Here is a 12397-nt window from a genome sequence, read left to right on the forward strand (position 1 = left end):
CTTCATCCTTCTTTTGAAGTTTTGCTTCAAGTTCATCGATTTTCTTCTGCTGGGCTTTTTCTGTAATGTCCGGTCTGGTACGGTTGAATATCATTGCCGCATTTTCCAAGAATTCTTTCTTCCAGTTCAGGATCATGTTTGGATGAATGTTGTTTTCCTTTGCAACATCGCTGACCGCTTTTCCATCCTGAATAACAGCCATCACAACTTTCAATTTTTCTTCTGCCGTAAAAGTTCTTCGCGTTCTTCCCATAAGGTGTCCTTCCTTTGTATTATACACCTTATTAGCTTTGCTGTTTTAGTCCAAGTTGCGGTTAGGCATTACAAGAACGTAATCCTAATGATTGGGAGGCTACTTTTTTTTACGCTTGGTTTGAAAACGAAAAAAACTTTAATAGTTATTTTAAAATTGCAGAAGATTTGATTTTTAAATTAGAGCAGGAAAAGCAAATTGAAGCAGCAGATACATTATATAACTTTTTTAAGAAAATAAACTTTTCTTTCTATAATAAAGAACAGCCCTTTCCGCTAAAAGATAATGAGTTATATTACAATTTTTTAATGCGTTTTTTTAATGAAAAAAATGAAGCTGTCATTGAACATGCAATGTATTTAACTAATTTTATGTATAAACGAGAAAATTTCTATTTTGAAATTTTGAACAGGAATGACAGCATTTATTCTAAATTTATTCAAACATATCGTTCTCTTGCCTATTCAACACCAAATACTTACGCAAGCGATGATGAATGTGTAAATATAATAAAATCCGCCGAAACTGATATTGAAAAAATAAATATGTCATTCGAATCTGAGGAAGATAAAAAGGACACTTATTTGAAATATTACAAATGGCTTATTGAAGAATGTGCAGATAGATTAAAACCTGCAAGTATACAGTACATAGAAGCCAGAATAAATGAACTTTGCTTATCATATACAGTAACAGATGAAGTAAAAAAAATTGCTAAAAAAAATTTGCATAAATATAATGCTGAAAAAAGACATACAAAAGCTAAAAAGCGACGAGCATGGTTCAGCAAATTTTCAACTGCCTTATTAGCACTATTATCTATTGCCGGCATAGCATTACTATATAAGACATCTCATCCTTTTAGGGGTTTTCTTTCGCTGATAACTTTAGGAATTCTTAATTTATATGCGGCCATCTATTCATTAGATTATGAAATTAATAGTAACTCTGAAAAAATCGTACGTGTGACTCTTAAACTAATAATTTTATTTATCTTAATTATTATATTTTTATTTTTAAATGAGCATGAATTTTTCTGGATTTGACAAAGAGTTTTTTATAGATTTACATAAAATAGCACAAGATATTGTACAAAAAATGATTAATAAAGATTGTTTTTCGGATGCAATTTTTAATGAACATATCAAAAACTATAAAAATCTTTCTTCAGAACAAATTAGCGAAATTAAAAGACTTGCAAAAGTAATGTTTAAACGCACAAAAGAAGTAATGTTAACATACGAGAGGTAAAATATGTCCCTATTCAAAAAAAATCAAAATGAATCTGCTTTTACTGGCGGTAAAAAACATTTTCTAGATGTAATCAAAAACTCTGGTAATGGCAATCTGCTTGTATATCAATGTCCGGAAGAAGATTTCAATACAGGTTCTACATTAATTGTTCAGGAAGGCGAACAGGCAATTTTCTTAAAGGATGGAATTACTCAAAATGTTTTTGATGCCGGAAGACATGTTCTCTCTACAGATAACTATCCTTTTTTAAGCCGAATCGTAAATGCCTTTTCTGGCGGAATCAGCACTTTTAATTGCAAAGTTTATTTTGTACGCACAGCTTCTTCCATGGAAATTCTTTGGGGAACTGCAAGTCCTATTCAAGTACGTGATCCTGTTCAGATGATAATGACAAGTTTGCGTGCACGAGGATCTCTTAAAATTTCTGTATGCAACGGACAAACTTTTCTTTCAAAACTGTTAGGAAATAATGTAAACTTTTTAACACAAGATGGAATTGTCCTGTTTTTCAGAAACGAAATGATGGCACACATCAAAAGTCAGATTGCAAAATATATAAAAGAATCTGGAGAAGAAATTTTAGGCATCTGTTCACAACAGGAAGAGCTTTCTTTAAAATTAAAACCTAAAATTGACAAAGTTCTTGAAGAATATGGCGTTAAACTTTTAAAGTTTTCTATTTCTGCAATTGATATTCCAGAAAATGACCCTAACAGACAAAAACTTGAAACCGCTTATTCAACAAAAAGGGAATCCCAAATATATGGAGATGAGTATCAAAAATTTGTTGCCCGGGAAGTTGTTACAAATCTTTCTAAAAACGATAACGCAGCAGGCATTGCCGTTATGGGAGCAGGAATGAACGCTGCAGGAGGCGTTGGAAATATGTTTGCAGGAGCCGGAAAAGAACTTTTTAATAATACTTTAATCAATTCAACAAGTCCAAATATTTCATCCGGTATAAAATGCATAAAATGCGGTGCAATAAACAAAACTGACGCAAAATTCTGTTCAGACTGCGGTTCACCTATAGAGAAAAAATGTTTCTGCACAAAGTGCGGAACAGAACTTACATCAGGTGCAAAATTCTGTTCTGGCTGCGGTACAAAAATTGGAGGCTAGAAAATGAAAAAAAAATCACTTTTTATAATTATAATAGACTTAATCGTTTTGGCATGTTTCAATGCAATATTTTTTATAAATTTAAAAGAATCTATTGCTCAAACATGGCTTGCCTATAGCTTTACAACTTTTTCTTTTTTAATGATAATTTTCACACCTATTTTTATAGGAAAATCAAAATCTCCGTATTTATTTACTGTTGTAAATACAGGACTTGCATTTCTCTATTTTCTTATTAATATAGTCGTATCAGTGATATCACTGATTTATATGAAATTCTCTATAAAATTCTTACTTAGCTTTTATATAATTCTAACAGCAATATACCTAGTCTTTTTTCTTTTGATGCTTATTATTGGAAAAAAACAAAAGGATATGAAATAAGCATAAAACAACCCTTGTAATTTTCATAAACAACTGTTTTATTTCTTTTTAATTGTTTTGCAAGGCAACAAACTTTCTCATTCATATAATAAACTGCCTTGCAAAAAAAATTTGTTAAAAGAATTCCCTTCTGACTGCCACCCTTCTCAGTCCGCCTGATAAAATTACATTACGGTTCTTGACAAACCATTCCGTTATTACTAATATATGAACAAATGTTCATATATTAGTAATAACGGAGGCTTTATGGATTCACAGACTGTTGGCACTATGCCGGACGAGGACACTCTCTTTGATCTGGCGGAACTGTTCAAGATTTTTGGAGATTCTTCGCGGATAAAAATCCTGTTTGCACTCTTTAAAAAAGAAATGGCAGTAAATGAACTTTCTGCGTTTCTTTCAATGACGCAGTCGGCGGTAAGCCATCAGCTCAGAATTTTGAAAACGAACGGTCTTGTAAAATTCCGCCGCGACGGAAAATCTCTGATTTATTCGCTTGCGGACGGACACGTAACGTCAATCCTTAGCCAGGGACTAGAGCATATAGGAGAGGGCGTAGGGAAAACTTATTGTTCATCATAAAACTGGTTTCCCTGCGCCTCGCGGTTTTGCAACGCAAAACTGCGGTTATGGAGTCCTAAATTAAAAAATTGATTGAGGCGTAATTATAATAGGGGGTTATTTATGGAAGAATGTAAACACTGCCATACAGGCGGAAACGAGGTTGAGGAACACGAAGAAGAAATGTCCCTTAAAAAAATTATTATTGCGGCAGTTTTGTTTGCGCTGGGGCTTGCGGTTGAGCATATTCCGCTTGCGTTCTTGAACGAATACCTGAGTTTTTTGGGAAACGGCGCGGATGCTTCCCGGATTTTCAGCGGCGTCATCTACCTTGCCGCGTATCTTGTCTGCGGAAAAAACGTTGTCATCGGCGCGCTCCAAAATCTGTTTAAGGGAAAGATTTTAGACGAACAGTTTTTAATGACAATCGCTTCGCTGGGTGCAGTATTCACCGGCGAATTCCCGGAAGCGGTTGCAGTTATGCTGTTTTATCAGGTGGGAGAATATTTCCAGGATTATGCGGTAGATAAATCGCGCGATTCAATTCAGGCGCTTATGAACATACGCCCGGACACAGCGGACGTCATTCGTAACGGAAAAACGGTAACCGTTGACGCATGCGACGTTAAGACAGGCGAAACGGTTGTCGTAAAACCGGGAGAGCGTATTCCGGTGGACGGCATCATCACAAAGGGAAAAACTTTCATCGATAATTCCGCGCTTACAGGCGAATCCGTACCGCTTGAAGTATTTGAAGGAAACGAAGTTTTCTCCGGTGCAATAAACACAGCGTCTGTAATTGAAATAAAAGCCGTCCGCATTGCAGAAGAATCTGCCGCAACACGAATACTTCATCTTGTTGAAGAATCTGCTGCAAAAAAAGCAAAGTCCGAGCGGTTTATCACCCGTTTTTCAAAAGTCTATACACCTATTGTTTGCGCACTTGCCGCAGCAGTAGCTGTCATTCCGCCGCTTGTCCTTAAATTCGGTTTTCCGCAGCTGTTTGCACAATACGGCTGGAACGTCTGGATTTACCGTGCGCTTATTTTCCTTGTAGTTTCCTGTCCGTGCGCAATAGTAATTTCAGTTCCGCTTACGTTCTTTGGAGGAATAGGAGCCGGAAGCCGTCAGGGAATTCTTGTAAAGGGAAGCGGAGCTCTTGAAACTCTTGCCACAATAAAAACTGCTGTTTTTGACAAGACCGGTACACTTACAAAAGGCGTATTTGTCGTAACAGACGTTCACTGCCTTCACCCGGAAAAATTTCCTGAAGATGAACTTATTGCAATCGCAGCCCACGCGGAAATCTATTCAAATCATCCTGCGGCAAAATCACTTAAGGCAGCACACCATGGAGAATGCTGTTCGCTTGCAAAAGTAACAGATGCTCAGGAAATCAGCGGCGAGGGAATAAAGGTATGCCTTGACGGAAAGACCGTTCTTGCAGGAAACGAACAGCTTATGCAAAATCAAAACGTAACAGGATATGAAAAATGCAGCATGACGGACGCAGGAACGGTCGTTCACGTTGCGGTAGACGGCGAATATGCCGGACACATCATCATTTCTGACCGCACAAAAGAAGATGCAGCACAGGCAGTGAAAGAACTTCATTCGCTCGGCGTGAATAAAATCGTTATGCTTACCGGCGACAATCAGACTACGGCAGAAGCAGTTGCAAAAGAAACAGGCGTTGATGAATTCTACTCAAATCTTCTTCCGCAGGATAAAGTTACAAAGGTGGAAGAACTTATTTCACAATTGAATGACGGCAGGAAAAAACGCGGTGCACTTGCATTTGCCGGAGACGGTATCAATGATGCACCTGTTCTTGCGCGTGCAGACGTTGGTATTGCAATGGGCGGACTTGGTGCAGACGCGGCGATAGAATCGGCGGATGTTGTAATAATGGACGACGAACCTTCAAAAATTGCGGCGGCAATACGCACGTCAAGAAAGACGCTTTCAATCGTAAAGCAGAACATAATTTTCTCGCTTGCCGTAAAAATTGCAATTATGGTTTTGGGAGCAGCAGGCATTGCAAATATGTGGCTTGCCGTGTTCGGAGATACAGGCGTTGCAGTCCTTGCAATTTTGAACGCAATGCGCGCTACAGCAAAGGTGAAAAAATCCTGAAACTCCAGCCAACAATCCGGGTTATAAGCGGAATTTTCTTGTAAGATTCCGCTGTAATCTGCCGGCAGTCCTTGAGCGTATTTTGGAAATCTTCCTCAATATGCCCGATTTCAGGAGATTTATAGAGAAAAACGCCACATTCAAAATGGTGGAACAGGCTGCGGTAATCAAGATTGATTGAGCCAACCGTCGCCCTGTTTCCGTCAGAAACGAACGACTTTGCGTGTATAAAGCCCGGATTATATTCATAAACGCGTATTCCCTTTTCAATAAGCGTCTTGATGAACGTTCTTCCCACGCAGAATGTAATGTAATGGTCATAATGCTTTGGAACAATTACAGAAACATCCACACCGCGCTTTGCCGCAAATGAAAGCGCATTTATCATCGTGTTATCAAGAATTGTGTACGGCGTCATAATATGGACGTAATCGTGCGCCTTTGCAAGAATGTAGTTGTAGACGTTTTCTGCAACATCCTCCCCGTTGAATGCATCATCACCATACGGAATCGTAACACCCTGCCCGGAATGTTTTTCGCACGGAACATCAGCAAATTTCCTGTACCCGGACGCCTCTTCCATCGTCTTATTTGCTACGTTCCATAGCTGAAGGAACATAATCGTAAAAGTTCGGACTGCCGGTCCGTCAAGTCGGATTGCGGTATCTTTCCAGTAACCAAAGCGCGGATGTTCATAATTTGCATATTCGTCAGAAATGTTTATTCCGCCTGTATAGACAGTCTTTCCGTCAATATCAAGGATTTTCCGGTGGTCACGGTTGTTCAGTCCTGTATCAAACACCGGGACGAACGGCATAAATATCTTTGCCTTAATGCCGCTTCGTTCAAGGTAACGCTCGTACCTTCTTGTAGAATACGCACCTGAGCCAAGACTGTCGTACAAAATCCGCACGTCAACGCCCTGCAAAGCCTTTTCACGCAAAATATCAAGAATTTCATGCCATATACGGCTCGGTTCAATAATAAAATATTCGATAAAAATAAAATGTTCTGCCGCCTTAAGACGTTCTTTTATATCAGCAAATGCTTCTTCGCCGCTTGGAAAATACGTTTCTTTCGTGCCTGTATACGACGGATAGGAAGATGTCCTGCGCAAATACTCTGCAATGTCGCGAACTTTCGGGTATTCCTCAAAAACGGCGGACGAATCTTCCGTACCGGTAATCATAACAGGTTCGGATTCTTTTTTTATAAGGCGAAGGCTTTTTTTCAGCCGCCGTCCGCCAAAATTCACCTTGCACATAAAATACAGCACAATTCCGAAGAACGGAAAAATCAAAATCGGAAACAGCCAGGCAAGTTTAAATTCATTTTTTCCCTGTTTGTTTGCAAGATAACTCAGAAAAAGAATGCTCAGCGCAAGGTTTGTCCATCCTAAGTACGGAATGAAACGTTCAAACCTCAAAACAAGCGTAAGATAAATTGCAAACTGGGCAAGCAGCAAAAGAATAATCAGAAGCATTTTTGAATAGACAAACGGCTTCAAAAAACGCGCATATTTCAACGGAGATTTAAAATCTGATTCAACTCCCTCCCCACGTTCATTCTTCTTTTTCATACGTTTAAATATATACATAAATAAATGTTATGAAAACCTCTGAATGTCATTTTCAATGACTTTTTGAAGATTTCTGATATACTGTTCCTATGAGTTTTTCCATCAACTGGACGGACGTTCCGGAAGCCGCAGATACGCCGGACATTCAGCATCATTTTGAACTTGTACGAACGGAAGAAATCCCTGACGGCGGCGGAACAGACGCAGTTTTGCCGGAAAATGCTGCGCATACGTTTATAGAAGGCGACAACTACCCCTGCCTTCGCCTGCTTGAAAAAACGCACGGCGGAAAAATCAACCTTATCTGCATTGATCCGCCGTACAACACCGGAAAAACGAATTTTACCTACAATGATTCCCTGTATATAGAAAATAAATCAGCCTGGCTTTCAAAGGACAAATACAGCGCCTGGCTTAGTTTTATGAGCCGCCGTCTGGAATGTGCAAGAAACCTGCTTTCGGAGGACGGCTGCATTTTTATTTCAATCGGGCAGGAATCGCTTTACGTGCTTAAACTTTTGTGCGACAGGATTTTCGGTGCGGAAAATTTCATAAACGACTTTATGTGGCTTCACGGAAAAGGAAAAAAAGACCGTTTTTCACGGACAATGCAGCAGTCAAATTTATGCTATGCAAAAAATTACAGAAAACTACGTTCGTTTAAAGATGTTGAAGTAACGGACTGGGCAAAGACAAACACAGACGGCGATCCGCGCGGAAACTGGTTTTCAGGAAGCATAAGTTTTGACGAAAAACGCTCAAATCCAAATCACCCGAACTACTACGAAATAACATCTCCGTCCGGAGTAAAATGGAAGCGCCAGTGGCTCATTCCAAAGGAAAAAATGGACGAACTCATAAAGCAGGACAAAATCTACTGGGGAACAAAGCCAGAATACAGGAACGTTCCGCGCGAAAAAATATTCAATGGGGAAGAAACACAGATTATTCCAAAAAACATTATCGACGGCGCAGAAAGCACGCGAAATGCGCAGAATTATGTAGATTTAATTCTTAGGGAAAAACAGTGCTTTGACAATCCAAAGCCGGTCGGACTAATCCAGCGTTTCATTCAGATTGCTAATATGAAAAAAAACATCATTGTTCTTGATTTTTTTGCAGGAAGCGGAACTACATTTGAAGCAGTCGTGCGGCAGAACAGACTTGACGGCGGAAAAAGAAAATGCATTCTAATTCAAAAGCCTGAAAAAATCCAGAAAAAGTCACGGTTCAGTACGATTTCCGAACTGTGCCTTGCCCGGATGAAAGCTGTTCTTGAACCGCAGGATAAAATCACCTGCTGGAAACTTTGCGAAAAACAGCCGTTCTCTACATAAACTAAACTGCACAAACTACATAAGCTGCTGTTCGTTTATGATAAGCTTAAAGCGAAGAGCAAGTTTTTCTGCGGCGGCGCGGCACATAACCATACGCTCCATAAAAATCTCGAAAAAGTCCATCACCGAACAGTAATGCGTATCTATCGAAAGTTTAAGCTTTATGAGCGTATGTTCCTTGTTGATTTTCAGTTCCGATTCCTTCACCGAATAATTAACCCTGTCGTGAATGTCAAACGTCGATTCGTCCTGATTACGGACGCGGCTTCTTCGCACATCAGCTTTATCCGCAATAATAAGAGCCGCCGCAATTGAACTTACAGGCGTTCCCGTTCCTTCGTCGTGGTTTCCGATGGCCATAACAATTTCCGAAGCGTCGGCGGCGTCCATTCCAAGATTATCAAGCAGCCGTAACGCGATAATTGCGCCGCTTTGCGAATGATTTACGCGGTTTACTATGTTTCCGATGTCGTGCATATAGCCCGCGATTTTTGCAAGTTCAATTTCATCTGCCGGATAGCCAAGCGTTTCCAGAATATAGCCGGCATTTTTTGCAACAATTCCCACGTGACCAAAACTATGTTCCGTATACCCCAGCGATGCAAGAGACTTGTCTGCCATACTGATATAAGTATGGATTTTGGGGTCTTTTTTAATATCTTCAAACGTAAATTTCATCTACAGCACCTTCGCAATTCCATAAATACAGTCGCCAGCTTTTTCTATGCGGCGTACAATATCAATATACTGAAGTTCAGTCTTGACGTTTTCGCCGCTTTCAATGCGCTTACGCGACATTTTTTTAAGGACTTTCTGCGTCCTGTCAATTTCTTCTTCAATACTGGAAGAAAACTCAAGTTCACCTTCCGTAAGACCAAGAACGATATGCTGGGAAACGTATTCAAAGAAATCGTGAACCTGATTCATATATGAAACGATTTTTGCAAACGACTCTGACTTTATGTCCAGTCCCTTGCTTCCTATGTATTTTGCAACCGTGTGCATAACGGCACAGCATTCGTCGCTCAGTGACTCAAGTCCGTCCGTAATCTGCATCATTTTTGAAAGCTGAACGCGGTTATCGTGATTTGCACTGCTCATACGGGTACATTTTACAAGGAACGGAGTAATCGCCTCGTTCATTTCGTCAACGTAATTTTCCTGACTTGAAACGAATGCCTTAATTTCCTCTACAGATTTTTTATTATGATTGGAAAGACACGCTGCAACTTCATCAAGCATAATCATAACATGTCCTGCCATCCGCCCGATTTCACGTTCCATCTGAACCGTGTACAAATCAACGGAAGAATGCATGACCGGCGTAATTGCAGGAAGGCGGTAATGTTTGTCATCATATTTTCCGGATTCTTTTACGATTTTCGTTACAAGACCGGCAATCTGGTTTACAAAAGGAAGAAACAGGAGCGTTGCGCAGACATTAAAGACTGTATGAAGCATTGCAATGTGGGCAGACATATTGTCTTTCGGAAGCCCCGGAATGATAAAGTCAACAAGAGAAAGAAACGGACGGAATAAAATAAGGGCAATCACCGTTCCAAGAACGTTAAAGCCAACATGAACGACCGCCGTGCGCTTTGCGTTGATGTTCGCACCCATCGCCGAAAGAACTGCATCTACGGTAGAACCGATGTTGCTTCCAAGAACGAGCGCGGCGGCAATCTCCCATGGAAAACAGTCTGCATTCAGAGTTGCAAGCGTAATTACAATCGCCGTAATCGCACTTGAAGAATGAACCAGCGCAGTAAGGACAGCGCCGATAATCACGCTTACAATAATTCCCCAAATTCCAAGACCGGCGAATTTCTGAAGGAATATCATTGAACCTGCATCAAGGGAAAGCGTACCTTTCAGAAGGTCAAGTCCCCAGAACAAAAGTCCGAATCCCATAAAAACGTCGGCGTAATTATGAACTTTCCATTTTTTCAGGAATTTCATCGCAAAGCCGATTCCGAATATCGGAATTGCAACGCTTGAAATACTGAAATTAAAGCCGAAAAGCGAAACAATCCAGGCGGTAACTGTAGTTCCAATGTTCGCGCCGAAAATAATTCCGATTGCCTGCGTTAATGAAAGAATTTCCGCATTTACAAAACTTACGACCATAACCGTAGTCGCGCCGGATGACTGTATTATGGCGGTAACAAGAACGCCTGTAAGAACCGCAGTAAAACGGTTGCTTGAAATCATACCCAACAGTTTCTGAAGGCTTTTTCCTGCACCCTTCTGGATACCCGCACTCAGCATATCCATTCCAAAAAGCAAAAGACCGAGTGCGCCTGCAAAATTCAACACAATAGAAATTATTGAAAGCAACATAACTACCCCATATTCATGTTATCATACAGGATAAGGAACGGTGCGTGTCCTGCCGAATGTAAAATTATTGTAAAATTTCTATTCAGCCGGGAAAACAACCGTAAATTTTGAGCCGACACCTTCCGTGCTGTCAAGATAAATGCGCGCATTATGATATTTTGCGCCGTGCTTTACGATTGAAAGCCCTAGCCCTGTTCCTCCTACCTGTTTAGAGCGGCTTTTGTCAACGCAGTAAAATCTTTCAAAAACCCGCTCGCGCGCATTCTCCGGGATTCCAATGCCAGTATCTTTTACGGAAAGAGTTACCGTTCCGTCGGCGGCATTTACAGAAACGGCAATGTCTATTCTTCCGCCCTGCCTGTTGTATTTTATCGCATTGTCGCACAGATTGTATACCATTTCCGTAATCACCTGCGGTACTCCGCTTATAAATCCGTCCGTACCAATAAGATTAACCGTAACGTCTTTTTTCTGCGCCGCCTGATGAAGCGTCTCGCACACGGACTGCGCAATTTCCTTTAAATTTATCCGCGTCTTTTCAAGGGAAATCGACTGTTCATCAAGCCGGCTCAATTTTATTATATCGTTTACAAGCACAATCAGGCGCTGGCTTTCATTGTAGATGTCGCCGGCAAAATCCATCATCGTCTGATTATCAACAGAACCGTCTTTCATAAGCTCGGCAAATCCGCTGATGCTTGTAAGCGGCGTTTTCAGTTCGTGGCTTACGTTTGCCGTAAACTGATGACGGATTTCCTCGCGCTGTGACTTTTCGTAGTTTTCATCGGCAATCCGTTCGGTAAACGGCTTGAGTTCCTCGTAAACCTGACAGTCACGCGGATTGTCAAGGTCGATTTTATTGATTGATTCCGTAATCTGTTTTGCAAGCAGAGTAGCAATCACGCCGGAGATGATGAGCGCAATTACAAACAGAAGCAGAAGCGGCTGGCTCATACCGAACACAAGTATTCCCACCGTATGCTGGTCGCACGAAACGCGCATAATCGTATTTTCATCCATACGGATTGCCGCATACAGCGATTTTTTCATCAACGTAACTGAATAGCGCGAAGAATAGCCCTTGCCTTTTTTCAACGCTTCAGAAACTTCTTCGCGCTCAAGATGATTTTCCATTTCAGCATAATCAGCATGATTGTCAAAAAGAACGTTTCCGCCGCTGTCTATGAGCGTAATTCGGTTGCGGATGTCAATTCCCTGCACAAAATCAATTCCGCCTTTCCTGTAACCCTGAATGGCAAGTTCTGCCTCCGTTTCAAGTTCCCGGAAAATCTGCTGTTCAAAATATTTATAAAGCTGGTCGATAAAAACCGCTGAGCATACAAAATATACAAGCGCACCCACAAGAAACGTATTTCTGAAAATTTCGAATGCCATACTTTTCTTTTTTCCAGCGGAAACGTTTTTCTTCAT

Annotated in this window: 12 protein-coding genes; 7 read left to right on the plus strand and 5 right to left on the minus strand. The window is 40.6% G+C overall.

The features are described from left to right. The coding region (locus B5D55_RS00010) for a transposase (RefSeq protein WP_143593102.1) at nt 1–253 on the minus strand (253 nt) is incomplete at its 3' end. 167 nt (nt 254–420) lie between these two features. On the opposite strand from B5D55_RS00010, the gene B5D55_RS00015 reads away from it, so the two are divergent. The 6 genes from B5D55_RS00015 to B5D55_RS00035 all read left to right on the plus strand — a co-directional run bounded on the left by B5D55_RS00015 (nt 421) and on the right by B5D55_RS00035 (nt 5710). Beyond that, nucleotides 421–1299: a hypothetical protein gene (locus B5D55_RS00015; protein ID WP_078931934.1), complete on the plus strand. Its 879-nt coding sequence runs from the start codon at nt 421–423 to the stop codon at nt 1297–1299. Continuing rightward, the gene (locus B5D55_RS11390) at nt 1274–1504 is read left to right on the plus strand and encodes a hypothetical protein (RefSeq protein ID WP_143593104.1); all 231 of its coding nucleotides are present in this window, start codon (nt 1274–1276) and stop codon (nt 1502–1504) included. Before B5D55_RS00015 ends, B5D55_RS11390 begins: the two co-directional genes overlap by 26 nt. A gap of 3 nt (nt 1505–1507) precedes the next feature. Continuing rightward, nucleotides 1508–2629, plus strand: a complete 1122-nt coding sequence (locus B5D55_RS00020) for an SPFH domain-containing protein (RefSeq protein WP_078931935.1) — start codon at nt 1508–1510, stop codon at nt 2627–2629. A 3-nt stretch (nt 2630–2632) separates the two neighbouring features. Further along, the gene (locus B5D55_RS00025) at nt 2633–3013 is read left to right on the plus strand and encodes a hypothetical protein (RefSeq protein WP_078931936.1); all 381 of its coding nucleotides are present in this window, start codon (nt 2633–2635) and stop codon (nt 3011–3013) included. A 246-nt stretch (nt 3014–3259) separates the two neighbouring features. Further along, complete coding sequence (locus B5D55_RS00030; protein ID WP_234975345.1) at nt 3260–3595, plus strand: ArsR/SmtB family transcription factor; 336 nt, start codon at nt 3260–3262, stop codon at nt 3593–3595. A gap of 102 nt (nt 3596–3697) precedes the next feature. Continuing rightward, a complete protein-coding gene (locus B5D55_RS00035; protein ID WP_143593105.1) occupies nt 3698–5710 on the plus strand; it encodes a heavy metal translocating P-type ATPase in 2013 nt (670 codons plus the stop codon). On the opposite strand, the gene cls is transcribed toward B5D55_RS00035, so the two are convergent. Beyond that, complete coding sequence (cls, locus tag B5D55_RS00040) at nt 5685–7289, minus strand: cardiolipin synthase (protein WP_159446110.1); 1605 nt, start codon at nt 7287–7289, stop codon at nt 5685–5687. The two genes, B5D55_RS00035 and cls, sit on opposite strands and share 26 nt — an antisense overlap. Before the next feature lie 89 nt (nt 7290–7378). On the opposite strand from cls, the gene B5D55_RS00045 reads away from it, so the two are divergent. Next, on the plus strand, nt 7379–8626 hold the full coding sequence (locus B5D55_RS00045; protein WP_078931939.1) for a site-specific DNA-methyltransferase: 1248 nt from the start codon (nt 7379–7381) through the stop codon (nt 8624–8626). Nucleotides 8627–8641: 15 nt separating this feature from the next. Here B5D55_RS00045 and B5D55_RS00050 read toward each other — a convergent pair whose 3' ends face one another. From B5D55_RS00050 to B5D55_RS00060, 3 genes are all read right to left on the minus strand, one after another. Further along, on the minus strand, nt 8642–9304 hold the full coding sequence (locus B5D55_RS00050) for an HD domain-containing protein (protein WP_078931940.1): 663 nt from the start codon (nt 9302–9304) through the stop codon (nt 8642–8644). After that, the gene (locus B5D55_RS00055; protein WP_078931941.1) at nt 9305–10966 is read right to left on the minus strand and encodes a Na/Pi cotransporter family protein; all 1662 of its coding nucleotides are present in this window, start codon (nt 10964–10966) and stop codon (nt 9305–9307) included. It abuts the gene before it with no gap. Between the two features lie 78 nt (nt 10967–11044). Further along, complete coding sequence (locus B5D55_RS00060; protein ID WP_078931942.1) at nt 11045–12397, minus strand: sensor histidine kinase; 1353 nt, start codon at nt 12395–12397, stop codon at nt 11045–11047.

The sequence above is a fragment of the Treponema porcinum genome, assembly GCF_900167145.1.
GTDB lineage: Bacteria > Spirochaetota > Spirochaetia > Treponematales > Treponemataceae > Treponema_D > Treponema_D porcinum.

Bases quoted from the DNA above. Each gene is read 5' to 3' on its own strand.
- B5D55_RS11390 (WP_143593104.1), top strand. From the start codon at position 1,274: ATGAGCATGAATTTTTCTGGATTTGACAAAGAGTTTTTTATAGATTTA.
- B5D55_RS00020 (WP_078931935.1), top strand. From the start codon at position 1,508: ATGTCCCTATTCAAAAAAAATCAAAATGAATCTGCTTTTACTGGCGGT.
- B5D55_RS00025 (WP_078931936.1), top strand. From the start codon at position 2,633: ATGAAAAAAAAATCACTTTTTATAATTATAATAGACTTAATCGTTTTG.
- B5D55_RS00030 (WP_234975345.1), top strand. From the start codon at position 3,260: ATGGATTCACAGACTGTTGGCACTATGCCGGACGAGGACACTCTCTTT.
- B5D55_RS00035 (WP_143593105.1), top strand. From the start codon at position 3,698: ATGGAAGAATGTAAACACTGCCATACAGGCGGAAACGAGGTTGAGGAA.
- cls (WP_159446110.1), bottom strand. From the start codon at position 7,289: ATGAAAAAGAAGAATGAACGTGGGGAGGGAGTTGAATCAGATTTTAAA.
- B5D55_RS00045 (WP_078931939.1), top strand. From the start codon at position 7,379: ATGAGTTTTTCCATCAACTGGACGGACGTTCCGGAAGCCGCAGATACG.
- B5D55_RS00050 (WP_078931940.1), bottom strand. From the start codon at position 9,304: ATGAAATTTACGTTTGAAGATATTAAAAAAGACCCCAAAATCCATACT.
- B5D55_RS00055 (WP_078931941.1), bottom strand. From the start codon at position 10,966: ATGTTGCTTTCAATAATTTCTATTGTGTTGAATTTTGCAGGCGCACTC.
- B5D55_RS00060 (WP_078931942.1), bottom strand. From the start codon at position 12,397: ATGAAGAAAAACGTTTCCGCTGGAAAAAAGAAAAGTATGGCATTCGAA.